General features: G+C 65.6%; 15 protein-coding genes and 1 pseudogene. 11 read left to right on the top strand and 5 right to left on the bottom strand.

Annotation, left to right across the window (positions count from 1 at the left end; translation table 11 throughout):
- Nucleotides 1–108 precede the first annotated feature (108 nt).
- The 5 genes from hflX to ACIBI6_RS33045 all read left to right on the top strand — a co-directional run bounded on the left by hflX (nt 109) and on the right by ACIBI6_RS33045 (nt 6,250).
- The gene (gene hflX / locus ACIBI6_RS33065; protein ID WP_364352053.1) at nt 109–1,575 is read left to right on the top strand and encodes a GTPase HflX; all 1,467 of its coding nucleotides are present in this window, start codon (nt 109–111) and stop codon (nt 1,573–1,575) included.
- Nucleotides 1,576–1,869: 294 nt separating this feature from the next.
- Nucleotides 1,870–2,769, top strand: a complete 900-nt coding sequence (locus tag ACIBI6_RS33060) for a lysophospholipid acyltransferase family protein (protein WP_364351731.1) — start codon at nt 1,870–1,872, stop codon at nt 2,767–2,769.
- Nucleotides 2,770–2,814: 45 nt separating this feature from the next.
- Nucleotides 2,815–3,882: an alpha/beta hydrolase gene (locus ACIBI6_RS33055; RefSeq protein ID WP_396958852.1), complete on the top strand. Its 1,068-nt coding sequence runs from the start codon at nt 2,815–2,817 to the stop codon at nt 3,880–3,882.
- A 206-nt stretch (nt 3,883–4,088) separates the two neighbouring features.
- Nucleotides 4,089–5,234 (top strand): acyl-CoA dehydrogenase family protein, encoded by a 1,146-nt coding sequence (locus tag ACIBI6_RS33050; RefSeq protein WP_364351737.1) that lies wholly within the window; start codon nt 4,089–4,091, stop codon nt 5,232–5,234.
- A gap of 143 nt (nt 5,235–5,377) precedes the next feature.
- A complete protein-coding gene (locus ACIBI6_RS33045; RefSeq protein WP_364351740.1) occupies nt 5,378–6,250 on the top strand; it encodes an alpha/beta hydrolase in 873 nt (290 codons plus the stop codon).
- A gap of 37 nt (nt 6,251–6,287) precedes the next feature.
- Here the strand turns inward: ACIBI6_RS33045 and ACIBI6_RS33040 are convergent, their stop codons facing one another.
- Nucleotides 6,288–6,443 carry a hypothetical protein gene (locus ACIBI6_RS33040; protein WP_396958851.1) on the bottom strand — a complete coding sequence of 52 codons (156 nt, stop codon included), beginning with the start codon at nt 6,441–6,443 and terminating at the stop codon, nt 6,288–6,290.
- A gap of 114 nt (nt 6,444–6,557) precedes the next feature.
- The gene (locus ACIBI6_RS33035) at nt 6,558–7,232 is read right to left on the bottom strand and encodes a histone deacetylase (protein ID WP_364351743.1); all 675 of its coding nucleotides are present in this window, start codon (nt 7,230–7,232) and stop codon (nt 6,558–6,560) included.
- Between the two features lie 469 nt (nt 7,233–7,701).
- On the opposite strand from ACIBI6_RS33035, the gene ACIBI6_RS33030 reads away from it, so the two are divergent.
- From ACIBI6_RS33030 to ACIBI6_RS33020, 3 genes are all read left to right on the top strand, one after another.
- A complete protein-coding gene (locus ACIBI6_RS33030; RefSeq protein WP_364351746.1) occupies nt 7,702–7,878 on the top strand; it encodes a hypothetical protein in 177 nt (58 codons plus the stop codon).
- A 115-nt stretch (nt 7,879–7,993) separates the two neighbouring features.
- On the top strand, nt 7,994–8,599 hold the full coding sequence (locus ACIBI6_RS33025) for a helix-turn-helix domain-containing protein (RefSeq protein ID WP_364351749.1): 606 nt from the start codon (nt 7,994–7,996) through the stop codon (nt 8,597–8,599).
- 2 nt (nt 8,600–8,601) lie between these two features.
- Nucleotides 8,602–9,270 carry a helix-turn-helix domain-containing protein gene (locus ACIBI6_RS33020; RefSeq protein ID WP_364351752.1) on the top strand — a complete coding sequence of 223 codons (669 nt, stop codon included), beginning with the start codon at nt 8,602–8,604 and terminating at the stop codon, nt 9,268–9,270.
- Nucleotides 9,271–9,664: 394 nt separating this feature from the next.
- On the opposite strand, the pseudogene ACIBI6_RS33015 reads toward ACIBI6_RS33020, so the two are convergent.
- A pseudogene (locus tag ACIBI6_RS33015) lies at nt 9,665–9,781 on the bottom strand (LLM class flavin-dependent oxidoreductase); the annotation flags it as partial.
- Nucleotides 9,782–9,828: 47 nt separating this feature from the next.
- On the opposite strand from ACIBI6_RS33015, the gene ACIBI6_RS33010 reads away from it, so the two are divergent.
- Together ACIBI6_RS33010 and ACIBI6_RS33005 are read left to right on the top strand one after the other, a co-directional pair.
- Nucleotides 9,829–10,335 carry a VOC family protein gene (locus tag ACIBI6_RS33010; protein WP_364351755.1) on the top strand — a complete coding sequence of 169 codons (507 nt, stop codon included), beginning with the start codon at nt 9,829–9,831 and terminating at the stop codon, nt 10,333–10,335.
- The gene (locus ACIBI6_RS33005; protein ID WP_364351758.1) at nt 10,332–11,138 is read left to right on the top strand and encodes a MerR family transcriptional regulator; all 807 of its coding nucleotides are present in this window, start codon (nt 10,332–10,334) and stop codon (nt 11,136–11,138) included. Before ACIBI6_RS33010 ends, ACIBI6_RS33005 begins: the two co-directional genes overlap by 4 nt.
- A 46-nt stretch (nt 11,139–11,184) precedes the next feature.
- Here ACIBI6_RS33005 and ACIBI6_RS33000 read toward each other — a convergent pair whose 3' ends face one another.
- The gene (locus ACIBI6_RS33000; RefSeq protein WP_364351761.1) at nt 11,185–12,213 is read right to left on the bottom strand and encodes an AraC family transcriptional regulator; all 1,029 of its coding nucleotides are present in this window, start codon (nt 12,211–12,213) and stop codon (nt 11,185–11,187) included.
- 152 nt (nt 12,214–12,365) lie between these two features.
- Here ACIBI6_RS33000 and ACIBI6_RS32995 point away from each other — a divergent pair, with 152 nt between their 5' ends.
- Complete coding sequence (locus tag ACIBI6_RS32995) at nt 12,366–13,901, top strand: aldehyde dehydrogenase family protein (RefSeq protein WP_396958850.1); 1,536 nt, start codon at nt 12,366–12,368, stop codon at nt 13,899–13,901.
- Nucleotides 13,902–13,910: 9 nt separating this feature from the next.
- On the opposite strand, the gene ACIBI6_RS32990 is transcribed toward ACIBI6_RS32995, so the two are convergent.
- Complete coding sequence (locus ACIBI6_RS32990; RefSeq protein WP_396958893.1) at nt 13,911–14,555, bottom strand: formylglycine-generating enzyme family protein; 645 nt, start codon at nt 14,553–14,555, stop codon at nt 13,911–13,913.
- Between the last annotated feature and the right edge of the window lie 3 nt (nt 14,556–14,558).

The raw sequence follows: 14,558 nt of genomic DNA, 5'->3' as shown, positions 1-14,558 counted from the left end.
TCGAAGACTTTTGAATTCACTCCGGCCGACGACGACAATGACCATGTCGAGGCCGTCGAGGACACGACGGAAGACACCGGCGATGTAGTCGCCGAGCACGCCGCGCGGATGCGCCGGTCCGGTTGGACCGCCGATCCCACGGTCGGCGAGATGCAGCTCGACGAGCGCTCCTCGCTGCGGCGTGTCGCGGGTCTGTCCACCGAGCTCACCGATATCACCGAGGTCGAGTACCGGCAGCTGCGACTGGAGCGGGTCGTGCTGGTCGGGGTCTGGACCACGGGCACCGCCACGCAGGCCGAGGCGAGCATGGCCGAACTGGCCGCGCTCGCCGAGACCGCGGGTTCTGAGGTGCTCGAAGGACTGATCCAGCGTCGCGACAAGCCGGATCCGGCCACCTACATCGGTTCGGGCAAGGCCGACGAACTGCGCGCCGTGGTACTGGAAACCGGTGCCGATACCGTGATCTGCGACGGTGAACTGACTCCGGCGCAGCTGACCGCGCTGGAGAAGGTCGTCAAGGTCAAGGTGATCGACCGGACCGCACTGATTCTGGACATCTTCGCCCAGCACGCCACTTCCAGCGAGGGCAAGGCGCAGGTGTCGCTGGCCCAGATGGAATACATGCTGCCGCGATTGCGTGGTTGGGGTGAGTCCATGTCCCGGCAGGCCGGCGGTCGCGCGGGCGGCAACGGCGGCGGTGTGGGTCTGCGTGGTCCCGGTGAGACCAAGATCGAAACCGATCGTCGCCGCATTCGCGAGCGAATGGCCAAGCTGCGCCGCGAGATTCGCGAAATGAAGACCGCACGCGATACCAAACGGTCCCGTCGCACCTCCAGCGGTATCCCGTCGGTCGCCATTGTCGGCTACACCAATGCGGGCAAATCCAGCCTGATGAACGCACTGACCGGGGCGGGCCTGCTTGTCCAGGACGCATTGTTCGCGACCCTGGATCCGACCACCCGTCGCGCCGAACTGGACGACGGCCGCGAGGTCGTCTTCACCGATACCGTCGGATTCGTGCGGCATCTGCCGACCCAGTTGGTCGAGGCCTTCCGGTCCACTCTGGAGGAGGTCACCGGCGCGGATCTGCTGCTGCACGTCGTGGACGGTTCCGACCCGCTGCCCGCCGAACAGATCAAGGCGGTCCGCGAGGTGATCACCGATGTGATCAAGCAATCGGGGTCACCCGCGCCGCCGGAGCTGTTGGTGGTCAACAAGATCGATGCGGTCGACCCGGTCGAGCTCACTCGGCTGCGCGCGATGTTGCCCGACGCCTCCTACGTCTCGGCGCAGAAGGGCACCGGCATCACCGAACTGCGCGAGCGCCTCGCCGAGGTGCTCGGCGGTCTCGATGTCGAAATCAGTGTGCTGCTGCCCTACACCCGTGGCGATCTGCTGGCCCGCATTCATGCGGACGGTCGCATCACCACCTCCGAGCACGAGGAGGGCGGCACTCGGGTGCGCGCCCGCGTCCCGCACGCACTGGCGGCGGCGCTGTCGCCGTTTGCGCATGCCGGTGGGTCGTCCGAGCCGGAGGGGGCAGATTCGCCCGAGGCCGATGGTGTCGCGCACTGAGCTGTGGTCTCGATCGACCGTCGCGTCGTTATCGGGCGTTGCATCGAGTGGGCCAGGTCGGACGCAATGCCGTTGACACAGGGCGCACAGCAATGGTGTGCCGACGGTCCGTTGAATCGTGGGCCGCGAGGATTGGCGAGCGGTCGCCGATCGCGGTTGTGGACTACCTGGCGCACCGGAGTCAGCACGATTCGATCGCGGACCGGCCGGTCGGTAGCGCATGCTGGGCACATCCGGTGCGACGCAGGCGAATTCGTTGCGCTATCGTCATCGAATCGACATCAGGAGGGTTAAATGTCGCATGACCACTCCGGTGCGGCCGATTCGGGTGATCGGCACTCCGGTGATTCGTCGCTCACCGGCCCGGCGCTGAGTGACGGTGCGCCACTGTCGGTTTCGCTCACCGACACCGATATTCGGGTGCTCGACACCCTGCTCGCGCCGTTGCGTGCGTGGACGAGTCCGCGGTTCTACGGTCTGGAGAACATTCCGGCGCATGGGCCGGTGCTGCTGGTCGGCAACCATAATCTGATGGGCGGCATCGACGCCCCGCTGTTGCTGCCCGAGGTGCTGCGCAGGCGTGGTCGGCTGATCCGCGGGCTGGCCGAAAATGTGCTCATCAATGTGCCCGGCATCCGTCAGCTGCTGCACCACTTCGGTACGGTGCGCGGTAACCGTCGCAACTGCTTGGCACTGCTGGCCCGCGGCGAGGCCGTCATCGTATTTCCGGGCGGTGGTCGAGAAGCGGTGCGCCGCAAGAACGAGAAGTACGTCCTCAAGTGGGAGGGGCGTTCCGGCTTCGCGCATATGGCGATCGAGGCGGGTGCGCCGATCGTGCCGGTGGCGATGATCGGCGTCGACGACGCCTACGACATCGTTTTCGACGGCGACCACCCCGTCATGCGACCGCTGCGCTGGGCCGTCGAGGCGCTGGGCTTGAACCGGGACCTCACCCCGCCGCTGATCCGCGGCGTCGGCCCCACCGGCATCCCGCGTCCCGAGCGCTTCTACTTCTCCGCCGGTGCGCCCATCGACCCAACGCCGTGGCGCGATGCGACCGATAAGCACGCCGCCGCGGTGGAATTGCGTGACATAGTGCGTAAGGAGCTGGAGGAAGAACTGAAGTTCCTGTTCAGCGAGCGCGATCGTGATCCTGGTCGCACCCTGTTCGGTCGACTGCGCAGTCTGTTCTGAGTCTGCTCTCAGTTATTTGCCAGTAACTCTCCATACCTTGGCCGAATGGCTGGAACGAGAGTGCGAATGGTGGCGGTAGCGGGTGTAGCGGCAGCTCTGGTGGCGTTTCCAGCCGCTTCGGGTGGTTTTCTGGCGTCGGCGGCCGCTGTCGCCGATCCGGTCATCGCGTCCGGCGAACTGCTCACCTCGTCGCGCTCGTCCGACGGCTCGTATGTCGCCGATGTCGCGGTCGTGGACAACCGCAATCTGACCTTGCAGGTGTACTCGGCTGCCATGGGCAAGAACATCGAGATTCATGTGCAGCGCCCCGCCGACACCTCTGCCCCGCGTCCGACCCTGTATCTACTCAATGGCGCGGGCGGTGGCGAGGATTCGGCGACCTGGCAGGCGCAGACCGATGCCGCGCAATTCTTCGACGACAAGGATGTGAATGTGGTCACACCGGTCGGCGGAAAATGGAGCTACTACACCGACTGGCGTGCCCCCGATCCGGAGCTCGGCGTGAACATGTGGAAGACCTTCCTCACCGAGGAATTGCCTGCGCTCATCAATAGCGGACTCGGCACGAACGGTACCAATGCCATTGCGGGCCTATCGATGTCGGGCACCTCGGTACTGCAACTGCCGATCGCCGCGCCGGGCCTGTACAAATCGGTGGCCGCCTACAGCGGTTGCGCGCAGATTTCCGACCCCATCGGCTACGACTTCGTCAACGCCGTGGTCGCTGCGGGCGGTGGTGATTCGACGAATATGTATGGGCCGCAAGGTGATCCGATGTGGGCCGGTAATGACCCGTACGTGCACGCCGACCAACTACGCGCCCTGGACCTGTTCATCTCCGACGGCACCGGCATTCCCGGCCAATGGGACACCCTGAACGGGTCGCACGCCCTGCCCGGCGTCGGTGGCCTCGCCGATCAGGTCGCCGTCGGCGGCGCACTCGAAGCCGCGACCAACTACTGCACACACAACCTGCAGACCCGCCTGAACCAACTCGGCATCCCCGCCACCTACGACTTCCAACCCACCGGCACCCATTCGTGGGGCTACTGGGAAGACGCCCTGAAGGCCTCCTGGCCCGTCCTCGCCCAGGGACTCGGCCTGCCCGCCTGACCGGACGGGCTCATCATGCGGTGGTGCGGGCACACGTCGACCGAGAGCGAACCTCCATGAGCGCGTTCTCGCCCGCTGCGCGCTTCCTGGGTGGCAGGTGAGGGCGGGATTCTGGGGTTGGAAGTGAACGGGGGTTCTTGTTGCGGGTAACGTGTGGGGGACGACGGGTCGGTGTGGACCGGCCGTGGGGTTACTAGGAGGTTGGCGTGGAGCGCACACTGTTCGAGCCCGAACACGAGCTGTTCCGGGAGTCGTTCCGCAAGTTTCTCGATCAGCATGTCGCGCCGAATCACGCGAAGTGGGAAGAGCAGGGCATTGTCGACCGCGAGGTCTGGCTCGAGGCCGGTAAACAGGGATTCCTCGGCATGGCCATGCCGGAGGAATACGGCGGCGGCGGGGTCAAGGACTTCCGCTATAACGCGATAGTCGCCGAGGAGTCGGTGCGCGGCCAGTACTCCGGCCTCGGCTTCGCCCTGCACAACGATGTGATCGCGCCTTATCTGCTCGAACTCGCCAACGATGAGCAGAAGCAGCGCTGGCTGCCCGGTTTCTGTTCCGGCGAGATCATCACCGCCATCGCGATGACCGAACCGGGCACCGGCTCCGACCTCCAGGGCATCAAGACCCGCGCGGTCCGCGACGGCGACGACTGGATCCTCAACGGCGCCAAGACCTTTATCACCAATGGCATCAACTCCGATATCGTCATCGTGGTCGCCCAGACCGATCCCGCCAAGGGCGCGATGGGCTTCAGCCTGCTCGTCGTGGAGCGCGGCATGCCCGGCTTCGAACGCGGTCGCAACCTCGACAAGCTCGGTCTCAAGGCGCAGGACACCGCGGAGTTGAGCTTCACCGATGTCCGTGTTCCGGGTAAGAATCTGTTGGGTACCGAGGGCATGGGCTTCATCCACCTGATGAACAACCTGCCGCAGGAACGCATGTCGATCGCCGTCATGGCGGCTGCCGCCATGGAAGCCTGCCTGGAGATGACCATCCAGTACGTGCGCGATCGCAAGGCCTTCGGCAAGCCGATCGGAGCCCTGCAGAACACCCGGTTCGTGCTGGCCGAATTGGCCACCAAGACCACTGCCGTCCGTGTCCTGGTCGACCGCTTCATCGAGGACCTCAACGCGGGCAAGCTATCGGTCGAGGACGCCGCAATGGCCAAGTGGTGGAGCACCGAGGAGCAGATCGATCTCATCGACCGCTGCCTGCAGCTGCACGGCGGCTACGGCTACATGAAGGAATATCCGATCGCCAAGGCCTACATGGACGCCCGCGTCCAGACCATCTACGGCGGCACCACCGAGATCATGAAGGAGATCATCGGTCGTTCGCTGAAACTGAGCTGATACCAACCGGTTTCGCGCCGCCCGCCGCAGGCTCCGGTCCGCGGCGGGGAAATCGAGCCTGTTGCGCTGCCGCCCGAAGTTGTCTAGTCCTGTTATCGGGCCACCGCGGCTCGAAGGGCGAGGGAGACGGTAGGTTGGGCACAGTGACGGAGCAGGCCCTCGGGCAGGAGCACACCTTCGGTACGAGCGCATTCGCGACCACATCCGATGGCCGTCGACTGCACTACATGGTGCGCGGAACTGGTAGGCCGACCGTTGTTTTCGAATCGGGTATGGGTTTCTCCCGCTCGATCTGGGGCTTGGTGCAGCCAGTGGTCGCCGAGCGCATGCGCGCCGTTGTCTACGACCGCGCCGGGACCGGCCGCAGCGATGACGATCCGAACCCACGCACCATCACCCGGATGGCCGACGACCTCGCCGCCGTGCTGGCGGAATTGGGGGATGGTCCCTTCATTCTCGTCGGTCACAGCTGGGGCGGGCCCATCGTACGTGTCGCCGCGACTGCGGATCCGACCCGCATCCAGGGCATCGTGCTGGTCGATCAGAGCGACGAGAACTGCGAATTGTATTTCCTGCCCTCCGCGGAAAAGCGGTACGCGATGACCCGCGTCCTGTTGCCCGAACTCGCCCGCTGCGGCCTCTACCGTCTGCTCGGCAGTCGGATCGGCGGTAAGCAGCCCGCCGATATCGCCGCCGATCACCGGGCCGAGGATTTCACCCCGCGCGCCGCGCGCACCATGATCGCCGAACAGGACCAATTCAGCGCAGGCCTGCGAAGCCTGCGCGACCAGCCGCAGGAACTGGGCGCCTTGGATGTCAGTGTCATCACCGGCACCAAACTTCCCCGACTCGACAAGACCACCCGAACCGCACTGACCGCCGCCCACCGCCGTACCGCCGCCGCCTTTCCCAACGGCCGACTGGTCGAGGCCGAGCGCTCCGGTCACCTCATCATGTTCACCGAACCCGACCTGATCGTCGACGAAATTCTCCGCATCGCGGACAATGTTCGCTAGGGCCGGGGTACCTAGGGCAGCAACGGAATATTCGCGTTCAGGCAGAACGGATGACCGGCCGGATCCAGTAACACACGCCAGCGATCCGGCCCGGCTGCTCATCGGCCAGGCACGCACCGAGTTTCACCGCGCCCGCCGCATCGACAATGAGATCGTCAACGCGCAGATCCAGGCGCGCGGTCGACTCTTGCATGCCGTCGCCAGGTCGGTGGTCGGCAGCGTTTCGCCAGCCGGGGTGGTGACGGCCCTGGAGGCCGCTGCCGCCCGATCCTCGGCGGCTGAGCCGCGCGACGGTACCCGGCGGTTCTCATGGCGACCGCGTCGTTCGGGACGGCGCGATCGTGTCCGCATCCATGCACGTGGCCTGAGGATCCAGCAGCATGGCGATGGTGTCGGCGGTCCAGCCGAGGTCCGCTCCGGGGCGGGTGGCGATATAGGTGGCGATCTCTTCGACTGTCCAGGTGTGGGATTCGGTGAGGCCTGCGGCGAGGTGGCGTATGTAGGCGGCCGACGGCGGGTTGCCGGGCAGGTCGGTATAGCGCCAAGGCGCGGTGATGGTGAGGACCGGATGTCCTTCGAAAGTACCAGTACAGACCAGGGTCTCGTATCGACCGGGACCGAGCGTCATGCGGCCGTGGGTGATTGCCTCGCACAGGTCGTGGTCGGTGCCGGGTGTTCGGTACATCTCCTGGGCGGCGATATCGCAGAACTGATCGATGGTCACCAGGTGGCCGCGGGCGGCGGTTTCACCGGCGGCGTCGGGATCGTAGAAGGCTCGGCCGCCGGTCCAGGTCAGGGATTCGGTGGCGAAATATTGCAGGCCGGGGAGCGTGAGCGGAACCGAACGCAGCGGTTCGGCCCCGCGACGGCAGCCGGGCAGCGTGATCGCGCCGCCGTCGGGTGTGCCGCCTGCCAGATAGCAGCGTAGGCGGCTCAGATGCATATTCGAGCCGTATGACGCGTACCACACGATCTCGGTCATGGCACTGATCCGGGCATCGCACCCGCCTTCCGGTCGGAAATCGCCTATACGACGAGCATGCCACGGGTGGCGGCATCAGCACTTGCGACCGTCAGCACGTCCGGTACCAGCGCATTCGGCAGTGGCCGATGTACCGCCGCTGTTCAATGACGGTGATTCTCGACCAGTGAACGCATCTGCTCCGGCGACCGAAAGTAGGCGAGTCCCCACGGCAGGCGGCTGTAGGTGCCTCGCCCATCGGCTACGCGGGTTATTGATCACGATCGCGAGCAACTCGCCCGGCACCAGCACCCGATGGAACTCCGCGACCGGCGCAGCATGTTCGAGAAATGGAAGGCGTGTGTGGATACCACGGCGTCAACCGCTCCGTCTGGCAATGCCGAAAATCCTCGGCCTGCCGATTTCGCCGGCGCACCCGATCCGACCGCGACCGTGCCTGCGTCGACATCCCCACCGACACATCGCAGCCGTGGACCACATCCGGGCGCAGCTGGCCTTCGATGCGGGCGGCGAGAATGCCGGTGCCGCAGGCGATATCGGTGCTTCCGACGCGCCGCTGCCGAATCCTGAATGCCTGTTTGACGCCAACATTGCGGCGCATCGAATACAACGCAATCAAATTCAACGCACACCGTTGCGGCGCTAAGAGATTCGCGTGAGCTGGGAAGTCGAATCCGTGGCGGGCGTGTGTGAAATGCGTACACTGGCCCAGCCGGAAGCAAATCTGAAACGGGTGTCCGTCACACGACGTTGGAGGGTAATTGTCAACACGACGCGACGACATTCTCGACGCGGCACGGGATCTGATCGTCCGCGAGGGTTACGCCGGCGCCAGTATGCATGCGATCGCGCGCGCGGCGGGCATCACCCGACCCGGCTTGTACGCCGAATTCGGTGATCGGGACGAACTATTCGAGGCACTGCTCGATCGCGAGGAAGAACGGGTACTGGCCATGGCGGCCGAGGCCACTCCGGTCTTCCAGGAGGGCGCGGACCTGGCCGCGATCGCCGCGGACGTCTCGGCCGATGCCGTCGACATCTTTCTAGACCTCGTCTCGGCCGCACCGCAGAGCTGGCGTTTCGTGCTGATGCCCGGCGACGGGCTGCCCGATACCGCGCACGAACGAGTGGACCGTGGCCGTGCGGCCTTGCGGGCGCGCAGTCGAGCGGTGCTCGCGCTGGTCGCCGCGCTCACCGAGCGAGAGATGGACGAGGAGTTGTTGAGCCACGCGGTAATCAGTGCGAGCGAGACCGGTGCCCGATTGGTCCTCGCCGCGGACGGCGCGCAACGGCGCGAGGCGGTATCCAAGACGTTGCGCTGGCTGGCACGCCGGGCGGTCGTCGCCGCCGGAGTCGGGGAGCAGTAGCGATGGCCGCCGCGAAACAAGCAGCGCCCCAGAAGCAATCGGCACCTCGACCGCCTAAACGCAAGTACGCCAAGCGGCTTCAGCCTGCGGACCGACGTGAGCAATTACTCGACGCGGCATTGCGCCTTGTGGCGCAAGAGGGGTTCACCAGTGTGAACATCGCTGCCGTCGCCGAGCGCGGCGGGGTGACCAGGCCGGTCGTCTACGACTCCTTCGGCAGCCGTGACGAACTGCTCGAGGCGCTCATAGAACGCGAGACCGCCCGCATGGCGGCGGCGGTGGCCCGCTCGGTCGCCGAGACCACCACGGCACCCGACTTCGCTTCCGCCGCACCGGAACAGCTGCCCGCGATGCTCGGGCGCTTCCTCGCCGAGGTCTGCGCGATGCCCGACACCTGGCGGCTGGTGTACTTCCCGATCGACGGTGTGCCGCCGGTACTGCGGGAACGGGTCGCCGCGGCTCGTGACGAATTGCGTGCACCGCTGCGGCAGGCGCTGGGGCTGTGGCTGGTGGAGCAGCCCGATGCCGATGGCGTGGATCCGGATGTCTTGGCCGAGGTCGTACAGGGCACCATCCAAACCGCGGCGCGCCTGGTGCTCGACCAACCCGATGAATTCGGCATCGACCGGATTCTGGCCCTGTTCGACTATCTGTTCTTCCGTGCGGCATAGCGGCTTTCACCTGTGAAAGGGCTCGGTTCCGTCAGAGTTGTCGCCAGTGCCGCGCGCGACGGAATCAGGGTGCACAGGCTGACACCGCGACTGCCGGCGACAGGCGATTGCCGATATCACCCAGTGGTGGCAAGGAGGTGAAAGTCGGCGTGCACCGGCTCTGCCCGAGGTGGAAACAGCCAGGCTGAATAGCTTCCGCGCCTGAGTTTTTCAGTTCATGGACCAGTTCGGCCATGGTTTCACTGCTGGGCGCATAGGGCTGATAGAAGCACACCCGATCGGAGATTGTCCCGGCACGGTCGCGGATATCGGCGGCGACCGTCGTCGGTTTGCCGCGCGCCGCAATGGTTCCGAGGATGTCGTCGTCGATCAGTTCACCATCTCGGTCCAGCGCCTTCTCGATCTGCGGACGAATCTGGGTGCCCAGCCCCAAGGTGAATCGGCCCTCGGGCAGCAGTTGGAGATCGTTCGCCTGGTGCGCGAGGTGAATCGGGTTGCGCGGGAAGACGACGGGCTGTGATTTGACCCTGACGTTACGTCAGGCTCGACGATGTGGCGGTGAGCGAAACCTACCCAGCATTCGATATCAGTCCGGTTCCCGTACCCGCCCACGATGCCGTGGCGCCGGAACTTTTCCGCGGCATCTACGGGATGCCGATGTTCGTCACGGTGCCGACGGCCGATCTGGCTGTGTCGGTGGACTTCTGGACGCGCGGACTCGGCTTCTTCGACCTGTTCTCTGTCCCCGGCCGACTCACCCATCTGCGGCGCTGGGCATTCCAGGATGTCCTGCTCTTATCCGCTGACCAGCCCGCGGCGGCAACCGAGCTGAGCGTGAGCTTCTCCTGCGTGCTGAGCCAGCTCGCCGAGATCGCGGCCGCATGCGAGCAGTTGCTGCCCGATTGCATGTCGGGGCCGCGTCCGATGCCGTGGAATACCGTCGACCTCGAGATCCGCACGCCGGACAACACACGGGTGATCATGACGGCGGCGCGACCGTACGATCCGGACAGTGCCGAGGCCGAGAATTTGCGGTCCATGGGGATCGGAGGTCCGCCGGCATGAGCGTTCCTGTCAAACTGGGCGGTGTGACTGATCAGGGCGATGCCGGTCTCACCGTCGGTGCGGCCGCCGCGCGCATGGGCGTCACGATCCGCACACTCCACCATTGGGATGCGATCGGGCTCGTGTGCCCGACCGAGCGCACCGACGCCGGGTACCGGCTCTACACGAGTGCGGACCTCGCCCGCATCCATCGCGTACTCATCTACCGTGAGCTGGGCGTACCTCTCGATGAGATCAAAACGGTCCTGGATGCGCCTGCCACCGATGCGACGGTGTCGCTGCGTCGGCAGCGCGACGAACTCCGCGAGCGCGCCGTCCGCCTGCAAAAGATGGCGGATGGGATGGACCGCATGATCGAGGCCAGAGAGTCCGGAATCCTGCTCTCCGCCGAGGAACAGGTGGCGATCTTCGGCGAGCACTGGCAACCCACCTGGACCGCGCAGGCCCACGACCGCTGGGGTGACACCGTGCAGTGGGCCCAGTACGCCGAACGCGCCGCGAACCGAACCGCCGAGGACTGGCAGCAGATCGCCGAATCCGTCGACGCACTCAACGCCGACCTGGTCGCGGCCTACCGCGCCGGAGTGCTGCCCGGCAGCGACGAAGCCAACGACCTCGCCGAACGCCACCGCGCCTCCATCGACACCTACTTCGACTGCACCCCCGCCATGCAGATCTGCATCGCCCATACCTACCTCACCGACCCGGGCTACACCGCCTTCTACGACACCCTCGCCCCCGGCCTGACCCCCTGGCTATCCGCCATCATCCAAACCAATGCTGGTCAGCCGAGAACGCACTGACGCAATTCCTCTCGGCATTTGCGGCGACCAGCGCATGGTCGAGGGTTCAGCTGGTGCCGACGAGAGTGCCGCGGGCTCGGAATTCCTGGGGTGGGCAGCCTTGCCAGCGGCGGAATGCGCGGATGAAGGATGCGGCCTCGGCATAGCCGAGGCGGGCGGCGACCTGTTCGGTGGTCATATCGGTGTGGCTGAGCAGTTCCTCCGACATCATTTGACGGACTTCGTCCAAGAGGTCGCGGAAGGACGTGCGCTCTTCGCGCAGGCGACGAGATAGTGTGCGCGGGCTCATGAAAAGCGCTGCGGCGACGGCGATTTGGTCCGGAATCTCGCCCGGATTGCGGACCAGCAGATCACGCACCGCAGCGGCAACGCCGGTGCGGGCCCGGCGCGCGGTGAGCAGATCGCGGCACAGTTGTTCGCATGTCCCGCGCGCCCATTCGTTGGCCTGGGGCAGTGCGACATCGAGATACGCACTGTCGAAGGCTAATTCGTTGACCGGCGCGTCGAATTCCGGCTCGATACCGAAGACGGTGCGGTAGCGCGTCGTATCCGCCGGAGCCCGATGACGGAAGCTGATCCGGGTGGCGGGCACACCGGCGGAGAACCGCTCGCGGCCGATGGACTGGATACCGGTGATGACGCGCTCGGTCAGGAAGGCGCGCACATCCTCCGGAATCTGCGAATCGTCGAAGATGACCCGCGACTCGGCCGGTCCCTCCTCGAAGATCAGCCGGCCGAACACGAAGGCCAGATCGACATAGCGCAACGAAACCTCGATCACCTCGCGCACCGTGCGACTGCTCAGCAGCGCCAGCCCCCACGGCCCGTACAGCGATAAGTGGTAGCGGTTCCCGGCCTCGACACCCAATCCTGGTTCACCGCCGAATCGCGCAAGCAGATTCCGCACGACGCGTACCTCTTGACGTGCCGTGACCTCGGCATCGGGATCGCTCACCGCCTCGGGCCTCAGTTTCGTGCCCTCGAGACAGTCCTGCGGCGACATGCCACGTTCCTGCGCCAATTCCATCAGCACATGCACGCTGGAGGTGCTACGCAGTAGATCCCAATCGAACACTAACTGCATCCTCGTCGAAGCCGGTCCCGTCTTGCTATTGGCGGAACGTATCAATCCTTTCTTCTCCATCGCAGGAAAATCGGAACACCCGGTGCCAGACCGACGGAAATGCCACGCTGGAGGGCGGGGGCACAGCGCAGGAGGTGAGCCGGATGAGTACGGCGCAACAGCAGGTCGAGATCGAGGTACACAATCCGGCCGACGGCAGCGTCACCGGCCGGGTGCCCGAGGAATCGAGTGCTGCGGTCGCCGCGGCGGTCCGCCAATTGCGCCTTCTCCAGCCGGAATGGGAGGCGATCGGCTCGAACAAGCGCGCCGAATGGCTGTTTCGGCTGCAGGATTGGCTGATCGATAATTCCGACGAGCTCACCGATGTGGTCCAGTCCGAAACCGGTAAGACCCGCTACGATGCGGAGATCGAGGTACCCGCCGCGGTCAATCTGATCAAGTACTGGGCGCGCAATGCCGCGAAATTCCTGCTCGATGAGCATCCGGCTCCGCACAGTCCGCTCGGCCGGACCAAGCGCCTGGTCAAGACCTATCGGCCGCATCCGGTCGTCGGGATCATTACGCCGTGGAACTTTCCGCTGCTCAATGTGTGCTTCGATGCGCTGCCTGCGCTGATGGCTGGTGCCGCGGTGCTGGTCAAGCCGTCGGAAGTAACGCCGTTGAGTGCGGTCGCGCTGGCGCGAGGGTGGGCCGAGATCGGTGCGCCACCGGTATTCGCGGTGTCGACCGGGCGTGGAGATACCGGACGCGCAGTCGTCGAGGCGGTCGACTACGTCCAGTTCACCGGGTCCACCAAGACCGGTAAGGCGATCGCGGCCGCCTGCGCAGCGACGCTGACCCCGTACAGTCTGGAACTCGGCGGCAAGGATCCAGCGATCGTGCTCGCGGACGCCGACATCGAGCGGGCCGCGGCGGGCATCGCCTATGGCGGACTGTTCAATTCCGGTCAGGTCTGTGTGTCGATCGAGCGGGTGTATGTCGAGGCGCCGGTCTACGACGAGTTCGTGACCAGCCTGACCGAACAGGTGCGCAAGCTGCGGCAGGGACACGATGGGCGCGGGTTCGCCTTCGATATCGGCGCGATGGCAACCGAGGCGCAGCGCGATATCGTGGCCCGCCATGTCGAACAGGCCGTAGCCGCGGGCGCGCGGATCACCACCGGCGGCAAGGCGAGCGGGGTCGGGACCTTCTTCGAACCGACCGTGCTGGTGGATGTGGATCATTCGATGGCTTGCATCAGCGAGGAGACATTCGGCCCGACCATTCCGGTGCTGAAGGTCGCCGACGAGGATGAGGCGGTGCGCTTGGCCAACGATTCGGTCTATGGGCTCTCGGCCACGGTGTGGACCGGTGACCGCAAGCGCGGCGAGCGGGTGGCGCGGCGGCTGGAAGCGGGTGCGGTCAATATCAACGATGCCTTCGCGAATCTGTTCAGCTTCGCGCTGCCGATGGGTGGGTGGAAAGATTCCGGGGTGGGCGCGCGATGGGGCGGCCCCGCCGGAATCCGGAAATACTGTCGCCAGCAAGCGATTACGGTGCCACGCGGGCCGGCGATGAGGCGTGAGCTGGCGTGGTACCCGGCCTCGCGGGCGCGGTTGCGAGTGGTGACCGGACTGATGCGCGCACTGGATGGGCGTGGCAAGCGCAAGCTGCCGAAGTTCTGGAGCGGCAAGCGATAAGGCGCGGGCTCAGACGAGAATCGAACGCGCTATCCGGAAGCCGACATCATCGATCCGGTAGGTCGGATGGCTGCGCCGTCGCACCGAGGCCCGGCAGCTCCACTTCTCATCGGACCACCCACCCCCGCGCAGCACCCGATATGAGTCGTACACCTCGGCGTCGTAAATGTCCCAGCACCAATCCCATACGTTGCCGAGCATGTCGTACAGGCCCCAGGCGTTGGGTAGCTTGCCGCCGACCTCGTGCACGTGCTCCGCGGAATTGCCTCGATACCAGGCGATTTCGTCGAGCTCGCCATATCGTGGGCCCGAAGTGCCCGCCCGGCACGCATACTCCCATTCGGCCTCGGTCGGCAGCCGGTACCCGTCGCTATCGGCATCCCACTCGACCTCGTCGTCGTGCACGCGATATGCGGGCGGCAAACCCGTACCCAGCGACAGGCCATTGCAGAACCGGATCGCATCGAGCCACGAAACACCCTCGACCGGCAGCCGATCACCCCGAGACGCACTCGGCGCCCCACCGGTGACCTGTTCATACTGCGACTGGGTAATCGAAAACGCCGCCAGCCCGAAACCCGCCACTTCGACCGCCCAACTCCGCTGGGTTCGCCGATCCGACAGCGTCACCTGCCCCGCGGGCAGCGCGACCATCTC

This window comes from Nocardia sp. NPDC050412 (genome assembly GCF_044458825.1).
Classification (GTDB): domain Bacteria; phylum Actinomycetota; class Actinomycetes; order Mycobacteriales; family Mycobacteriaceae; genus Nocardia.
This window is presented reverse-complemented; position numbering and strand designations above follow the sequence as displayed.

Excerpts from the sequence above, each read along its gene's own strand:
- hflX (WP_364352053.1), top strand. The coding sequence starts at position 109 with ATGCGCCGGTCCGGTTGGACCGCCGATCCCACGGTCGGCGAGATGCAG.
- ACIBI6_RS33060 (WP_364351731.1), top strand. The coding sequence starts at position 1,870 with ATGTCGCATGACCACTCCGGTGCGGCCGATTCGGGTGATCGGCACTCC.
- ACIBI6_RS33055 (WP_396958852.1), top strand. The coding sequence starts at position 2,815 with ATGGCTGGAACGAGAGTGCGAATGGTGGCGGTAGCGGGTGTAGCGGCA.
- ACIBI6_RS33040 (WP_396958851.1), bottom strand. The coding sequence starts at position 6,443 with ATGCAAGAGTCGACCGCGCGCCTGGATCTGCGCGTTGACGATCTCATT.
- ACIBI6_RS33035 (WP_364351743.1), bottom strand. The coding sequence starts at position 7,232 with ATGACCGAGATCGTGTGGTACGCGTCATACGGCTCGAATATGCATCTG.
- ACIBI6_RS33020 (WP_364351752.1), top strand. The coding sequence starts at position 8,602 with ATGGCCGCCGCGAAACAAGCAGCGCCCCAGAAGCAATCGGCACCTCGA.
- ACIBI6_RS33005 (WP_364351758.1), top strand. The coding sequence starts at position 10,332 with ATGAGCGTTCCTGTCAAACTGGGCGGTGTGACTGATCAGGGCGATGCC.
- ACIBI6_RS32995 (WP_396958850.1), top strand. The coding sequence starts at position 12,366 with ATGAGTACGGCGCAACAGCAGGTCGAGATCGAGGTACACAATCCGGCC.
- ACIBI6_RS32990 (WP_396958893.1), bottom strand. The coding sequence starts at position 14,555 with ATGGTCGCGCTGCCCGCGGGGCAGGTGACGCTGTCGGATCGGCGAACC.